Source organism: Faecalibacterium sp. An77, assembly GCF_002161315.1.
Classification (GTDB): Bacteria; Bacillota; Clostridia; order Oscillospirales; family Ruminococcaceae; genus Faecalibacterium.
In genome coordinates this window covers 1-16,413 of the sequence record NZ_NFHK01000054.1, presented here as the reverse complement: position 1 = coordinate 16,413, position 16,413 = coordinate 1, and the positions used below count along the sequence as shown (strand labels likewise).

Here is a 16,413-nt window from a genome sequence, read left to right as displayed (position 1 = left end):
ATTTTTTACCCCTGCGAGACTTCTCAGATTTCTAAGACTTCTAAGACTTTTGATACTTTCTCTTATTTTCTCACAGGTCAGTACTTTTTTACAGTCGGGGGATTATGGAGCGCTTACGAAGATTAAATTCTGGTACGATGTTTCCTTGAGAAACAGTTTCAATAAAACAAATGAGTTTCTCATTTTGGCTTAAATGTAATCCGACAGACTTTTACTCTATGTGAAGCTGTCGGATTTACTATTTATCTTATAAAACGTCTAATATTTAAAACGTTTGTCTAAAATCCGGTAAACAGTATGCTGTATCTGTTCAGCAAGCATGACGTGAATTTCAAATTATATGCTTTTATAAGCAGATTAAAATGGTGGCTGTGTTAAAAAGTAGTGGTAACAGATCCTTTATTGTACTTTGTCGTTTTAAAGACGATTTTAAGAAAAAATATTTGGCAAAAAGACTTACAATAAAGTGTTCAAAAAAGTGTGCTAGAAATTTTGAACCGTTTATGATAGTTCTCTGTTATAGCTTGTAAAATAGTTTCATATAGCTTAAAAATATATTTTGCTAAGAATTCTTAATATTATAGATAGCATCAATTAAGATGACAAACTTTTTGCTACATATAAGTTATAATAAGAGATAGTAAAGGATTTCTGGAGGAATTGACATGATCAAATTTGTTGATTATAATGTAAAAAAATATATAGACTCAATTTTGGGAGGGATATCAATGAATCTTGAAGGAATTCTAAATTCATATAAAAAGTGCAAAAAATATCAATTGGAAAGTGAAGTTTCCGAATATATTAGATATATTGATGCTGAGCCATTCTACATTTCTCCCTCTTTTACTCAAGTAAAGACCGATGTCAAGCTTTCAACATTAAATCCCAAATTTGTCCTTTTTTCTGCACCAGGAGCAACAGGAAAAAGCTCTCTTGCAAAATACATTGCATATCGTTTTAATGCGCTATACTGGAATTTAGCTAATGTGAAAATTGGAACAAATAGTTTTGCAGGATCTATTTTAAGCGCTGTTAGTCCAGAAAAATATTCAGAATTTATTCGTGATTTAAATACCGGTGATGTGCTTTTAATAATTGACGCTTTCGATGAGGCCGAGATTGTTTCCGGGAGGAAAATGCTTAACAGTTTCATCTTTGATATAAGTGTCAATCTTAATAAGCATCAGCTGCCTACTGTTTTCTTACTGGCGCGTACAGAAACTGCACAATATATTGCTTCATTCTGCGCGGAAAATCACATTTCAATTGCACACTACGAGATCGGATTTTTTGATGAGGAATCAGCCAAAAATTTTGTTATTAAAAGTATATCGGAAGATAGCACTCCTACAAAAGCAGATATTAATTGTGTTAATTCCTATTATGATGTTATAAAACATAATATTACTGAAGAAGAAAGCAAGTCATTTTTAGGTTATGCACCTGTGCTTGAAGCGATATCTATCCACATTAGAAATTTTCCTAATCGTCAGAAAATGATTAGTGAGTTATCAGGGCAAACTAGTTGTGTATCAATTATCACAAAAATAATGGATGATCTTCTTGTACGAGAACAAACACAAAAAGTTATTCCTGCTTTTATTAAAAAATGTCAGTCGTCTCATCCTGAATTTGCAGAATGGGATAAAGTGTATTCTCCAGAGGAACAACTTGTTAGATTGATAAGCTTGATTCTTTTCAATGATACATCGTATGAAAATTATCGCCTTCCTTTCCTTCCGCCACAGTTAGTAGATGATTACCAGGAACTTCTTAATTCTTTTTTACCTCAACATCCATTTATACGTATAAAGGCAGAGCCATCAGACAACAAACCTATTTTTACGGGCCCAGCATTTCGTGATTATTCATTGGCAAAAGTTATTTTAAATCCCAATTTTTCTTCACTCGCTGAAATGTATTTTGAAGAATCGCAAAGCCAATCTTATTATTCTTCCCAGATCTTTTTTGACTGCTATACAGCAATTTCCAACAACGTAATCCATCCAAATCATATCTCTTATGTTTATGATTCGTTTAAAGCTAAGGCCACCGCATATGAACGCCCTTATATGGAATGCTCTGAAATCACAAAGCTCGATAATTCTAGTAATGTGATTGAATGCCTTACGGTATTTGATATGATGGCAGGAAATAAATGTATTCCTAAACGAAACGAATATGCTACCAGTATGATTTTTAATGAAAACATCTTGCATTTTGACCAACTTGCAAATGTTTTTATTGATGCTCCGCATATCACCGTTTCAATTGGGCATTCTGGCTTCGATGCTCGAATCTATAATTCTTCTGTTATTTGCAAAAATATTGAATGGAAAACAAATAATATAGCTATTGAATCCTATCCGCCAGAAGGGTGCTTGCTTGTGGCACGCGAGGAATTTATAGGAAATAATATTAAGTTTGACATTTTATCCGACTACAATCTGAAAGTGTTTGCTCCAAACTTGAACACATATTATAGATTATATCACTATAATTACAATTTTGAAGATAGTTCCAAACTTGATATCATTAAATTTATTCACGCATTACATTGCATATTAATTGAGTTTAGAACGCATCGCAAAGATACATTGGCCAAAACAGCTGAACGTATCGAGTTTGTTACTGTTGGAGGGAGTAAAATCAAGCGAAAAGTTTTAGAATATTTAAAATGTTGTGGAATAATTTACACTGATGCACACCTCTATAAAATAAATGAATCTAAGATGCAAGAAAAACATATTAATTTTAATGCACTCTCACATATGGATATAGATCAATTGGATTTCGCGTTTAGGGATTTTTGCGAATGGATTAACATGTCATCCGCCAAGGAATAAAATAATTATACCAATAAAAAGGTGCGCCCCGAAGGACGCACCCGACTCGAAAAAAGCTGTCTATGTATAGCAGGGTGTTCCCCGACGGGAACGTCCTGCTTTTCTTTTGCCGAACAGCGGGCCTGCTCTGCCTGCCATGCGGCAAAGGCTTTCTGGTCCTCCTCATTGCTGAAGCTTTCCAGAATCGCCGGATAAAAACATCGGGCCAGCCGCTCGATGACTTCGTCCGGATAACAAGAGTGGTTTACAGCTTTTTTCTTTTTGTTCAACGACACCTCCTGTTCTGGTCCACACACCCAGTTGATCGGAAGCTTTGAAACTTCCCATGTGGAAAAGCCGGCGTTCATACTTTAGAAGCCGGTAAATTTTACAAGCAGGAATTCAAAAATACCCGCCCGATCCGCCCTTCCGCCCGTATGCGCCTGGAACCGCCCTCTCGGGCAGGTCTCAGGGCGGCAAAGCGGGCGGATGAGATTTCCAAAAACAGACGATACTACAATAAAAATCAAGTCTACTGCCGAGATCCGGGCGCGTAGGGCAGGAAATTTTCACTTCCCGCATCATTTCAGATGGCGGGCGGAATCCGGGCACATCAGCTTGCCTTGATCGCGCCCTGCCGAAGTTGGCTAAAAAAGCTAGGCAGATTGTTCGCGCTTTGATTCCATCACCCCTGACAGGTCAAAGCCCAGCGCAGCCAGATACGCAAGGTGTTTATCCAGAATAGCTTGGACCACTTTCCTCTGTTCCGATGAAGTCAGCAGCGTGGGCGTTTGTTTGAAGGTGGTGTTCCAACGTTCCTGCATGATTGTGGCGGCATCGGCAAGTTGACCGTAAATCGAGGTGGTTTCTTCAAGGACTGACTTCCTTTCGCCTGGGGGTGGTGCCAACGACGAGTTGCTTAATGCGCTTCTATGAGTCTGAACCAATTTCTGCTTGGCGGCAGACTTTGCCCTGGACTGGGGGTTCTTGATCTGCTCCAGAAGGGCGTCATAATCCTCCGGTCTAGCTTTGGTCAGCCGCTCAAAGAGTGCGTCCGGCGCTTTCAAATCGCCGGAAAGAACCCGTTGCCGGATACCAGGACACAACTCCTCTGCAAGATCCACGCCTGCCGCGAACAGTGCTGCCCGGCGAACAGCACTGGCGCTGATATGGTTTTCCCGTGCGATCCGCTCACAGGTTTTCTCGGAGGTCTGCTGGTGTTCATTTTGAGCATCAGCAGATGGGACCGGGCGCGTGTGCTGGTTCCCGTGAAATCCATCATGCTTTTCAGCGTCGTACTGTTTACCTACCAGAAACTTTTTCTGTTCGGGCGTCAGGTTCCGACGGCCAAGTTGATGTTTGCAAATCCAGACCAAGACTTCATCCCGTGTTTCCAGCTCCAAATTCCGGACGCTGCACGGAATTTCTGGATGGCTTTGCAGGATTTCATAGCGGTTGTGTCCGTCTACAATGGTGCCGTTCCAAACAAGGATCGGAGCCAGCAGTGCGCCTTCTGCCAAAATGTTTTCTTCCAGCTGTTTGCGTTCCTCCTGGGTCAGGGGCGGAATCTGTGCCTTGAATTCTGGGTCAATGCGCAATGTCTGTGTCATGCAGCCCTCCTTCCTGTATCTGGCAGTGTTCGCCCTGGCGGAGAATGGACGCCAGATTTTGCTGTGCGGTGCTGAGTTCTATCCATGCCTTTTTTGCTTCACGGTACGCCTCATAGAACCGAGCTTTTTCCGAGATTAGCTGTTCGCGCTCGGCTTCGAGCTGTTTCAGGCTGGGTAGCTTGGTAATGTTCTGGGCCTTGAAATAGGCGGCTGCCGCCTGGTAAGCTGTCAGTTCGGCGCGGTGCTGTTCCCTAAAGGTTTCCGGGTTCTTTGCTGTCTTGACCTGCTGGGCAAGCTTCTTGTTCTGGACGTAGGCCAAAACATGACGCCTCAGTTCCTGGTTGGCTTTGATGCGGCCCTCCAGGTCTTTCACTACCTTGAGGGCATCGTCGCGCTTTTCCTGGAGTTCAGCAACCTGAGCGTTTAGTTCTTCCTCGCTGTTCAGATTGTACTGTGTGAAAAGAGACATGGACTTTGCCATCTGCTTGAGGTTGAAAATCTTGGCCCAGTGCTCGTAGCCTGCGCCCTTGCCCGCAGCCAGCTTAGCCTGAATGTCAATCAGACGACTGATGCGGTCGGGGTTCGGATCAGAGCGGCGAAGGCTGGCGGTTTTCTTTCGCTCGGCGTTTTGGGCGAGAGCGGCCAGAACTTTCTCTTTGGAAAAATCATCGCCCAGCTTGCGGGAGGAGATGGGTTTGGTCCGGTCGGCGGTTCGGTAGCTGAACCGCCCTCGGCTCTCACTAACCGTGACTCCATACTCCTGCAAAAGCTGAGCGGAAAATTCATCGAGACTCGTAGCCTTAGCCAAAACAGAACGGATTTGCCTCCGCAGGGCTGCTTTTTCGGTTTCATATTTGGTTTGCCGGATGGGCTGGCCGGAAGCAGCTGTTTTCTGGTTGGCGTGGTCGAGACGGCGTTGGCCGCGCCGCTGCGCCCAGTGTTCCCGTTCTGTAATCCGTTCGCCGGTGCCGTTCAACAGGTCGATCTGGTAGAGTCCGGCCCCCTGGCAAAGTTCCATGGTCTCGACCCGCAGGTGCCGGAGCATCGCGGACGTGCAGCGGTGCTTCATGCCCTCCTGCCAGTCGCAGGGCTTTTCCATATAGGGCTGGCGCGGAATCTCCCGAACCCGGACGCTGCAAATGACAATGTGAACGTGGATGTTCCCGGCTCCGTTGTGTCCGTCGGGGTGGGAGCAGACGATAGCGGGATGACCCGGAAAGTTTTCCTTGCAGAACTGCAGGCCAAGGGCCTGGGCTTTTTCCAAGGTCAATCCATTGTCCGCAGCATCCCGCGGGTCGAAGCTGATGATATACTGATGGGTCTTCACATCGTCAGGAGAGAAGTTTTTGCCGTACTTCCGGTTCGCCAGCAGACAGGCCATGGCAAAGGACTGCCCACCGCATTCCAGGGTGTCCAGTAAGTACCCCTCCCGCAGCTTGGGCTGGCCGTTCTCATCCAGAATCGGCAGGCCGGTGTACTCGTTGTGCTGAAAGGTCAGGTAATGTTCAGGCGCTGTTAGATCGGAGTTCTTCGAGCTTGTATGCTTGATGGTTGCCATACAGTTCTCCCATCTTTTTCTCGGCATCCAGCCGAAAGCGTGTGAGGGCGGACAGCTCAGACAGAACCTGCGCTCGAATTTGTTCTGAATCTTTACCGCCGCTGTTGAAGTGGCGGGCAAGCTGGTTCAGATTGCTGCCGATCTTGCCACACTGTCCTAGCAGATCTGAGAGAATGTTCAGTGCTTCCTCTCCGCCGCCGGTGACAACAATGGTTTGCTTGATGGACTGACTGCGCAGGGAACGACGGATGAGAGTGGAGATGTTGACATGGAGAATCTCACACATGATTTCCAGGTCCCGCTTTTCTTCTGGGGTGACTCTGAACTTGATGAGCTGCGTTTTCCTCGGCGATCCGCTGTGCTGGGGTTTGTGGCTAGTCGAACGAGTGTTGGTCTTGGTCATTGTACCTCCTTGCTGGTTGACTAGCTCCTCTTTGGAGCTATGTATGGTGCGGTGCAGCCGAAGAACGCGCAGAGCGCGAAATGAGCAGGGTTTGGGGAAGGCACTCCCCAACAAGTACGACCGGAGCGTGCGGCATCAATTTCCATTTGTGAAATTGTGGCCACGGGTCGATACTTGCTTTTTACTTTTCCCTCCATTTTGAAAATTTCCATTTCAAAACGGTCTCCAATCGGTCAAAGTAGGAAGTGCACAGTGTCTCCTGCTTGGTAGGGTCGCCGTTCTGATCCGAATTAAGTTCCTGCCCCTGTTTTGCAGCGGCGTTGTCAGGCTCGCCCGCATTTCTGCGGGGTCATGGCGCTGTATCCAGTCCGGACGGCTGATGCAGTTGTCAAAATGCGTATGAAGAATTGCAAACCGGTTGCCCGGCTGCAAGTCTCTCAGAAAGAAAAAGGCCCCGCAGCACCAAAAGATTTTGTCGTGGGTGGAAGGCGGCAAAATGGTTTGGTGAAGCTGCGGAGCGGACAAACAAAGCTATGTAGTAGCTTTCATTGAGTAAAGCGGCTTTGTTGTGGAACAGGGTACCACTGAAAAATGCAAATGTCAACGATTTGTCGAACGAATTGGAAATTGTTTCTAAATTAAAGACAAAGAATTTGGCGAGAATAGAGAAATCTTATAATTCCTATCTTCTCAATGACTAATAAATGGTGGGCAGTTTAAAATCCCGGCGCCGTTTCTTTGGATTGCTCCGGTTCAAGGGTCAAATTGATTTCTCTCAACATAAATCTGCCAGCATTAAAGTGACGATTTTGTTTACATTCTCAAGACATATTGTAAATTTTGTCTTTTGTGATATAATTTTAATCGAATATAGTTGAATTTATACGATATATGAAAACAGGGAAGAAAGAGGTAGAAGCGAGGTGAAAAGTAATGTTTTTCTCTAAAGGAAAAAATAAAAAGTTCCATGACGAATCAAACTTTGAAGAACTTCCAAAGATTTTTCCTCTTTCCCCTAAACAGGATCTTTCACAGACTGATTTGACGGGGTTTGAAGAGTATCGAAGGTTTCTTCAAAGCGCTTTTTCTGAACCGGAAATTCGTAACATTCTGATTACAGGAAACTTTGGCGTCGGGAAGAGTAGTATCATTCACTCTGTCGAGAATTTTTGGCTTTATAAAAACGGCATAATTTCTAATTGGCTAAAACAAAATGGTATTATTCAGTCGATTGTGAAGTGGCTAATACAAAATAGACAGATTCGTTTAATTGCAGATTGGATTAAAAGAAAATTTCAAAATCATCGCCATGGATTTTTATATGTTTCATTAGGAGATTATAGTATAAAACTAAATAACAATGAGAATTCGCAAACCGCTGATAACGGGAGATGTGGAAAGTCCGAAGGAGGAACAAAAGGTAAACCTACGACTGAAAATCTTAACACACTATCTGTGAGTGACGATAAACAAAAAAGTTTTTTAGAGCGCAGATTGATTATTCAAATTTATGCAAGATTTCGCCATGAAGACCTGCCAGCAAGCGGTTTTAAGATGATTCAAGAGCACGGAATTTTTACGAAATGGATTTTTCCGTTCATATGCGGCGTTATGGCTATGCTTATTTTGTTGCTGAGCTTTCATGAACCTATCGGTGAGTTGCTGAACGCAACTCTTTCTGATTTTATTGGAGCAGAATGTATATCCAACATAAGGTCCTGGGGACACTTGTTTTTGTATCTTATTTCGTTTTTATTTGCATCATTTGTAACTTTTGCTGTTGTAAAGGATCAACTTCCCAAATTACAGGCAAGGTCAATCACAATTAAAGCCAATTCCTTGGAAGCAAAGTACGAAAGCACTGCTAGTGAGAGCTATCTGGATCAGCATATTACCGAGTTAGTATATTGCTTGGATCAGATCGCAAAAAAAATACATTATACGGTGGTCTTCGAAGACTTGGATCGATTTGATACCAAAACATGTCTTGAAATATTCACCCGTCTTAGAGAAATCAATTATCTTGTGAATCTCAGGCTTTCTCAAAAAGGTGACAAGCCTTTGCGCTTTATTTATGTTGCCAATGAGAGCATTCTTGCTCATCTGGAACATTCAAAGTTTTTCGACTATATTATGCCCGTGTATCCGCGTTTAAATCAGAAAACAGCCGAACAGATATTTACTGAAAATCTTGTTAAGATAAACAAAGATAAGAAACTTATTGAGGCAAGCAGTAGTTTTGTACGTTTTGTTTCTCCGTACTTGTCGGATTATCGTCTGCAATATACGATTCTGAACGATTACAGTATATTATTTCGACTTTTTCAAAACAGTAATACAAACAAAGCTGAGAACGTAAATAGTGCAGTTGATATTTTAGCGTTGGCAATCTATAAAAATTGTTTTCCGGGTGATTTTGCAAAAATTTGGGCAGGAGAAAGTGATGTTTTCCCGCGGTATAAACCAGAAAAATTTAAAGAGAAAGACAGAATACTTTTAGATTGTCTTTACCCTCACCTTCCACTTCGGATTTTGTATTATGTTGGTTTCAAAAGAGAGGATATCATCGAGTTGCGGAAAACACAACTAAGATATGATATTGCAGCGGCACTTGAAAATGTTGACTCTGAAGTTGACGAATTACTGGTCGCAATGCAAGAACTTTGCAGTGAAACAATGGCTAAATTGTCTCCAATGACTCCGTTGCACAATGGAAAAACTGATGATATATCCGTAGATAATCTTGTAAAAATGATTCGATATATGGTTTATAACGGTTACAAAAATTGGGATTGGCTCTTTAAAAGCAAAAATATCTATGCCATCGTTGTCATTTCCGCTTTAGCTTGTGTTATTTGCCCTGACAATCAAGATGAACTTGACACTGTCTTTTTGGATTCCCTTTTTAAATTAGCCAACTTTGATACTACTAAAGATAAATGTATATTTGAAGAGTGTCATGAATTCAGCGAAATATCGAATAGACGTGATCTATCAACGCTTGAAAAAAAAGTTTTGATTTATGGCACCGGGAAAAATTACCACGGAAACTTTACTTTTAATGGGAACATATTGCTTAAAGATTGTGTCCGTGAGTGAGAGGTGATTTCTTACGGAAACAGTATATGTATCAAGACTAGTTGCCTCAAAAGAAAGTAACGGAATGTGTAATGGACTATTCAAAGAAGATGAAAATTTTACACAAACCAAGAAATTAGAAGGGGAAAGTGGGGCCTTAGAAGAATTTTTTGAACAATTATATTGTGCAAAAGGACTTCATGTTGCTATTATATGTGCTGACCATATTGAAAAAAATGAAATAGAGCAACTGTTTGTCAAGAAAAGCTCAAACTGTCGGAAAAGATGTTGTGTACCTAAGAGGGCTTTCCAAATTTCAAATCTAACTAAAAAAAATACTATCTCCTCTTCTGACAATAAATATTACTACCAAGAAGGATGTTATTGGGACTGTATATCTTTGCAAGGGGTGTCTATTTTAAGGGTATTTGAAAAAATTATTGATTGTCTTACGGCGTTAGATAAAAATACCCAAAAAGCAAATACTCAACTTGAGGCTATGTATGCTATTGAAACGGCTTTTCAAAAATCAGGAATTAATCCATGTTTAAATGCTCAGTATATGAACGAACTATCGAATAGCATTCTCTCAATTGCTGACACTGGGGCAGGATATGCAAGTATTTATATTTTACTGATATTGCAAGAAAGTTGTTTTGAGATATTTCAAACAGATGGAATCTATTTTCCAGTACATATTGAATATGTGGTCAAGGGAACTGTTCCACCAGAGGAAATAATCAAAGAACAGCGCAAAACAATTGAAGAACTGAACGAAAAAATCAAACAACTGAACAATACAGTCGAACAACTTACGAAAAGGTCGGAAAATACTAAGGCAGGTTCTAAACAGAATGAAAATAGATTTGAAACAGAAGAGAAGTCGACGCCAGAAATAAATGAAAATTCTTTTACGACTAAATATAATGATAAAAAAGTAAAAGAGAATATGCCAATATATTCTCCTGCGAAGCCGAATCCAATACAAACGTTTAAAGATGACGATAATGGTATTCCTATGACTGAAACAGGACGCGATAATTCCAAAAAATTTAATTCTATAGAAATCCAAGAACGATAAAAATAAAACAAATAGAGGCAATGCTTTATGATTGATGAAAATAATTATGAAAAAAGAAAATCTGCATATGCAAGATATGAAGAATACGTCAATGGCAGAAGCAGTCAGACTGATAATCGAGGCGGTTTTGAGAGTTGCGGAAACTTTCGGCAGGGGTTATCCATCTATCAGATGGATCAGCGTACACTTGAAGCCGGAGCTGCCTGCAAATGGGATTTTGATAACTGTGCCGGAGTGCCGCTCGATTATGATATCGGCCGAAAAGTCGTCTACGCAGATGGTTCCGATGCACATACGTTGCTAATTGGAGCAACAGGATCAAAAAAAAGTCGACTAATTGTTATGCCGACGATCCGCGTTCTCACATCAGCCAATGAGAATATGATTGTCTCTGATCCAAAAGGCGAACTATATGAACGAACGGCAGGATTTTTAAACGAAAATGGTTATCAAATCCATACAATTAATTTACGGGAACCTCAAAAGGGCGATTGCTGGAATATGCTTGCCATCCCCTATCAGCTATATTGCACTGGCGATACGGATAAAGCATACGAATTTATCAACGATATGACGATTAATTTAATTCCTGTGGCAGACAAAGATCCTTACTGGGATTACAGCTCCCGAGATTTGTTGTTCGGATTGATCTTGCTGTTGTTCAAAATTTGTAATACAATGAAACTGTCGGATGAATTGGTCAATATGCAAGGTGTGCTGCACCTGAGAGAAGAACTTTTCATTGCCGCAGACAGCGATCGAATTCAAAGATCTGAGCTCTGGCAATTTGCAAAAGAAGACGCTTTTATCCGTGTGCGATTGATTGGAACTGTTATCTGTCCGGAAAAAACGATGTCATGCATCCTCAGTACGTTCGATCAGCATATGTCCTGTTTTTCTCTTCAGCCAAAAGTGGTTGAAATGCTGTCTTGCTCTAGTTTCGATTTAAATGATATTGGCTTTACAAAAAGTGCAATCTTTTTGATTATGCCGGACGAAAAGACTACATTTCATAAGATTATTTCTATTTTCTTGAAACAGATATATGAGATGTTAATCGATAATGCCTTTAAAAAGACAAAAACCGGACGATTCCCGTCCAGAATCAATTTTATATTAGATGAATTTTCTTCCTTGCCGACCATTCCAGACTTTCCGCAGATGATTGCTGCATCCAGAAGCAGAAATATCCGGTTTGTCTTAGTGGTTCAGTCAAAGCATCAGCTCAGGCAAAGATATCAGGAAGAGACGGACACCATTATGTCCAATTGCTCGAATTGGATGTTTCTGACGTCTCGAGAAATACAGTTGCTACGGGAAATCAGTGAACTTGGGGGCACAACCGGAACAAATTATCAGCCGTTGCTTAGCATATCAAAGCTCCAGCATATGGACAAGGAAAAGGGAGAGTGCCTTGTTTTTTGTGGCAGAAAAAAGCCTTATATTGCAAAACTGCCGGATATTGAACTGTATGACAATGGCAACCCGCCTGCATTGGATATGCCGATACGAAAAAATCGCCAAACAATACAAATCTCGTATAAATTTTTCACACAGCTTGTTCATCAATTTAAGCATACAGCAGAACTGTCAAAAGAAACGCTGGACAGTTCTGAAGACTTGATGGACATACAAGAGGAGCTGGAAAAGAAATTTGACGAGCTCTTCGGTAAAAATGATGACAGCGATTCAACGGATATGTAGTATACTTGAAGCATCATTGCGTTTATATATTTTTACTATTGACCATAAGGAGTGCAGTAATGGAAAACGAAAAAAAGAACCCGTTTATGGGAATGGTTGATGTTGGTCAGGCCGAGATTATTTTGAATCAGTACAGGAGAGATCATCCCCAGGATACGGCTGGCGCAGAGCATTTGCTGGATGATTTGCTGGAGGCCCTTAGGGCAGAAGAACAGTTGGTAGGTGATGCTGATGATTTTCACAATTTTTCTGTCTCAATATCCAGAGTTCTAAATGACAATCAAAAAACATTGGAGATCGTTGAAGCAGGTTTGAAAATTTATCCGCAAAACACAGATCTCTTGGCAGACGCAATAAAATATGGTTATAGCTGTGGTGAACGGGGAAAATGCAAGGAATGGTATCAGACGCTGAAAAATATTGATAAATCACGCTGGACATGGCGGGCATTTTCCTTCTTGATTGATTATCTGCTGGCGGAGTGGACATCTTCTGACCAAGCGGATTATTCCATAGAGGACATTTTGGCTTTGGCAAAAGAATACCAGGAAAATATTCCAGATGAGGAAGATGCCTGGCTTTGCGAATTTGAAATCTATGATGGTACAAACCAACGTGAAAAAGGAATCCAGGTGTTAGAGAAAGCAATTGAAAATTTCCGCTTTTGCCCTCGGTGCTGGCTGCGTTATGCAGATATTATGATGGATCGCGGAGACTATGAGAAGGCGGAACCGATTATCCGTAAAATGTGCAAAAATCCAAAAACTATAGAGAGAGTTAATACAGCTTATATGTATTTTCTGGATGCCCAGTGCAAGATGCACAAATTATATAACTCGGAAGCCTATGAGAATGACGAAGTGGAAAAAAAGGATGTTTTGCCGGTCTATAAGGCATTCAAACGGGCGCTTTCCGCACGTGGCCTTAGAGAAAATGTCAAGAGCCAGATCGAGGAATATCTTGTGGATTTATCGAATCAAACTGGTATCGCTTTTTCGGACGAGGAATATAATTAATGATTTGAAATTGGGTATGATGCAAAATAAAGTTATCAAAATGCGTTCTTGATTTTTAATGAAAAATATAGATAAGGTGTAATAAGTGACGAAACTGGAGGACAAAACACTTAAGGTAATCCATGCCTAAAAGATTGAGAAGGATATCAGAGAAAATTCAAAGCGATGGGACACTGCCAAAAGTGTCAAAAATATTATAGAGGAAGTCTGCTCTCATTCTGGTCTATACGTGACTGCACCACATGACCGGTCTACAACAAGAGAACAAAAAACACATGAATATGAATTAATTGAAGAAAATCTTGGAGGATATCTCGGTTGCTGGCCGATTTCATTTATTTCCGGAAACTGTAAACCAATTTTCGAAAAACTATGCACGACCGATAAAAATGCAGTAAATAGATCTTCTATCATAAATAGAGGTTTACAGACCGGTTTTGATAGCCACATTCAAATGTATTGACATTGCATGCTGCTCCTCTTATACTATTCTTGAGGTGATACGTAATGTCAACCATTAACATGAGCATCCGGGTAGACCCTGAACTGAAAGCCCAGGCAGAGTATGTACTGAATCAGCTGGGAATGACCATGAACGGCACCATCAATATGTTTTTGCAGCAGATTGTACGGGAGAAAGCTGTCCCGCTGAACCTTTCCCTGAACGCCGAGCAGTCCCTGTATGCCGATCTGCTTTTCGCGCAGTCTGACCGGGCCAAGGGATTTATAGGGCGCAGCGCACAAGATGCCCTTGCGGACATGGATTCCATCATCGCCGCGGCAGAAAGTCAGACAGACCAATGAGCCAGCCAAACTACCAGATCATCCTGGCGCGGCGTGTGGACGGGATGCTCCTGCGGCACGTGTCATTTCTGGCTCGTGTCAGCGTTCCCGCTGCCAAAAAGTTCCGCGCAGAGTTTGCACATCTTTTGGAACGTCTGGAACAGAATCCCATGCAGTTCCCGGTAGAGGAAGAGCTAAATCTTCCCTCTGGCCAGTATCGTTCCGCACTGGTTGCCAAGAGGTACAAAGCTGTTTTTATGGTAGAAGGCAGCACCGTCTATCTAGATGCCGTCCTTGATTGCAGGCAGGATCATTCTGACCTGACGTTATAATTTGTTCCATGATGGAGGAGGATGTTCTATGACCGCTGTCATCTATGCCCGCTATTCCTCCGACAACCAGCGGGAGGAGTCCATCGAGGGCCAGATCCGCGAATGTACCGCCTACGCAGAGAAAAACGGTATTACCGTGGTCAAACACTACATTGACCGCGCCTATTCGGCCAGAACTGCAAACCGGCCAGAGTTTCAGCGAATGGTAAAGGACAGCGAACGGCGGCTGTTTGACATTGTCCTGGTCTGGAAACTGGACCGTTTTGCCCGTGACCGGTACGATGCAGCCCACTACAAGCGCATTCTTCAAAAGAACCACGTGAAACTGGTATCTGCCACCGAACCTATTTCGGACAGTCCTGCCGGTATCATGATGGAAAGCATGCTGACCGGCATGGCCGAGTATTATTCGGCTGAACTGTCCGAGAAGATTGTGCGCGGCATGACGGAGAACGTCCTGAAAGGGAAGTACAACGGCGGAACAGTCCCGATCGGCTATGTGATTGACGAAGATCGCCACTTCCAGATCGACCCTTTAACAGCGCCTTTTGTGGTGGAGGCCTTCAAGCGTTACGCCGAAGGCGCTACTATGAAAGAGGTTATGGACTGGCTCAACAGCCAGGGCGTGACAACCAACCGCAATCAGAAATTTACCTATAACAGCGTCCAGACCCTGCTGACCAACCGGCGCTATATAGGGGAAAACCGGTTTCAGGATATTGTGATGCCGGATACGATTCCGGTTATCGTTGAGAAGGAACTGTTCGACCGTGTTCAGGAAAAGATTGCCAAAAATCGTCGGGCCCCAGCCCGGCACAAAGCAGAGGATGATTATCTGCTTACCACCAAACTGTTCTGCGGGATGTGCGGAGCCATGATGTTTGGCGAGTGCGGCACCGGCCGGAACAAGGTTGTCCACCACTATTACAAGTGCGCCAATGCCAAGCGCACACGAAGCTGCAAAAAGAAAACGGTCCGCAAAGTCTGGCTGGAAGACCTGGTGGTAAATGCCACAATGGAAATGCTCAAAGATGACCAGGCCATCGACGCCATTGTGGAAATGGTGATGCAGCTTCAAGAACAGGAAAACACCACGCTGCCCCTCTTGGAAAAGCAGCTGAAGGAGACTGAAACCGGTATTCAAAATATGCTTAAAGCCATCCAGGCCGGCATCCTGACCAGTTCCACCAAAGAGCGTTTGGAAGCTCTGGAGGCCCAGAAGAAGGAGCTGGAAATCAAGATCACCGAGGAAAAGCTGGCCAAACCTAAGCTCAGCGCCGACTTCGTCAAATTCTGGCTGACCCGGTTCCGCAAGCTGAACCCGCAGATTAAGAGCCACCGGGAAACCCTGGTCAACACCTTTGTGAATGCGATTTACCTGTATGATGACAAAGTGCTGCTTACCTTCAACTACAAAGAAGGTACCAAAATCATTTCACTGAATGATGTAGCCGCTCTGGCTGCTTCCGGGGAAAGCGGTTCGGATTTGGGTTGCTTGCCTCCACCAAATTGCCGCAGCGTTTTTTAGCGCTGCGGCTTATTTTTTGCGTTTTTTGCGTAAGCGCTCCATAATCCCCCGTGAGGGATAAAGAAAAGAGCTCCCATAAGGAGCTCAAATCGGTTAAAATTATTTGAGTTTGCAGTACGTGGGAAGGCTTTCAGCCCAGGGGAGCAGCGGAACCAGTTGTTCCTCGGTAGGATTTTCGCCCAGTTTGGGCAACTCCTGCAGCAGGAACAGCAGGTAACCAAAGGGATCCAGACCATTGCGCTTGGCTGTCTCGATCACACTGAAACATAGGGCACTGGCATCGGCACCCTTTGCGGTGTCGCAGAACAGAAAATTCTTGCGCGCCATGACGAAAGGTTTCACCGTGCGTTCGGCAAGATTATTGGTCAGTTCTAGGCGGCCGTCCAGAAGCACGGCGTTCAGCGCCTGCTTCTGGTTGAGAGAGTAGGCTTTGGCCTTGCTCAGCGCAGTGCCTTCTGCCGCCTCGAAGCTGTCCAGCAGTTCCCAGTAACT

13 protein-coding genes are annotated in these 16,413 nt (G+C 43.1%); 8 read left to right on the top strand and 5 right to left on the bottom strand.

Annotation, left to right across the window (positions count from 1 at the left end):
- Nucleotides 1-665 precede the first annotated feature (665 nt).
- Nucleotides 666-2,849 (top strand): hypothetical protein, encoded by a 2,184-nt coding sequence (locus tag B5G28_RS14560; RefSeq protein WP_144265547.1) that lies wholly within the window; start codon nucleotides 666-668, stop codon nucleotides 2,847-2,849.
- Between the two features lie 5 nt (nucleotides 2,850-2,854).
- Here the strand turns inward: B5G28_RS14560 and B5G28_RS15080 are convergent, their stop codons facing one another.
- The 4 genes from B5G28_RS15080 to mobC all read right to left on the bottom strand — a co-directional run bounded on the left by B5G28_RS15080 (nucleotide 2,855) and on the right by mobC (nucleotide 6,399).
- Entirely contained in the window at nucleotides 2,855-3,124 is a 270-nt protein-coding gene (locus tag B5G28_RS15080) for a transposase (protein WP_242967614.1), read from the bottom strand.
- A gap of 360 nt (nucleotides 3,125-3,484) precedes the next feature.
- Entirely contained in the window at nucleotides 3,485-4,438 is a 954-nt protein-coding gene (locus B5G28_RS12545; RefSeq protein ID WP_087249320.1) for a hypothetical protein, read from the bottom strand.
- Nucleotides 4,416-5,996, bottom strand: a complete 1,581-nt coding sequence (locus B5G28_RS12540) for a relaxase/mobilization nuclease domain-containing protein (RefSeq protein WP_087249318.1) — start codon at nucleotides 5,994-5,996, stop codon at nucleotides 4,416-4,418. The genes B5G28_RS12545 and B5G28_RS12540 overlap by 23 nt, the downstream gene beginning before the upstream one ends.
- Nucleotides 5,944-6,399, bottom strand: coding sequence for a plasmid mobilization relaxosome protein MobC (gene mobC, locus B5G28_RS12535; protein WP_087249316.1), 456 nt, complete (start codon nucleotides 6,397-6,399; stop codon nucleotides 5,944-5,946). Before mobC ends, B5G28_RS12540 begins: the two co-directional genes overlap by 53 nt.
- Nucleotides 6,400-7,332: 933 nt before the next feature.
- Between mobC and B5G28_RS12530 the strand changes: the two genes are divergently transcribed.
- From B5G28_RS12530 to B5G28_RS12500, 7 genes are all read left to right on the top strand, one after another.
- On the top strand, nucleotides 7,333-9,498 hold the full coding sequence (locus tag B5G28_RS12530; protein WP_144265546.1) for a P-loop NTPase fold protein: 2,166 nt from the start codon (nucleotides 7,333-7,335) through the stop codon (nucleotides 9,496-9,498).
- Between the two features lie 64 nt (nucleotides 9,499-9,562).
- Complete coding sequence (locus B5G28_RS14555; protein WP_144265545.1) at nucleotides 9,563-10,558, top strand: hypothetical protein; 996 nt, start codon at nucleotides 9,563-9,565, stop codon at nucleotides 10,556-10,558.
- 27 nt (nucleotides 10,559-10,585) lie between these two features.
- The gene (locus B5G28_RS12520; RefSeq protein ID WP_087249310.1) at nucleotides 10,586-12,262 is read left to right on the top strand and encodes a type IV secretory system conjugative DNA transfer family protein; all 1,677 of its coding nucleotides are present in this window, start codon (nucleotides 10,586-10,588) and stop codon (nucleotides 12,260-12,262) included.
- Nucleotides 12,263-12,321: 59 nt separating this feature from the next.
- Complete coding sequence (locus B5G28_RS12515) at nucleotides 12,322-13,278, top strand: hypothetical protein (RefSeq protein WP_087249308.1); 957 nt, start codon at nucleotides 12,322-12,324, stop codon at nucleotides 13,276-13,278.
- Between the two features lie 507 nt (nucleotides 13,279-13,785).
- Nucleotides 13,786-14,082 (top strand): type II toxin-antitoxin system RelB/DinJ family antitoxin, encoded by a 297-nt coding sequence (locus B5G28_RS12510; RefSeq protein ID WP_087249306.1) that lies wholly within the window; start codon nucleotides 13,786-13,788, stop codon nucleotides 14,080-14,082.
- Nucleotides 14,079-14,393 (top strand): type II toxin-antitoxin system RelE/ParE family toxin, encoded by a 315-nt coding sequence (locus tag B5G28_RS12505; RefSeq protein WP_087249304.1) that lies wholly within the window; start codon nucleotides 14,079-14,081, stop codon nucleotides 14,391-14,393. The genes B5G28_RS12510 and B5G28_RS12505 overlap by 4 nt, the downstream gene beginning before the upstream one ends.
- A 28-nt stretch (nucleotides 14,394-14,421) precedes the next feature.
- Nucleotides 14,422-15,921, top strand: a complete 1,500-nt coding sequence (locus B5G28_RS12500; protein WP_087249302.1) for a recombinase family protein — start codon at nucleotides 14,422-14,424, stop codon at nucleotides 15,919-15,921.
- Between the two features lie 99 nt (nucleotides 15,922-16,020).
- Here B5G28_RS12500 and B5G28_RS12495 read toward each other — a convergent pair.
- Nucleotides 16,021-16,413: transposase (locus B5G28_RS12495; RefSeq protein ID WP_144265544.1), on the bottom strand; the 393-nt coding region annotated here is incomplete at its 5' end.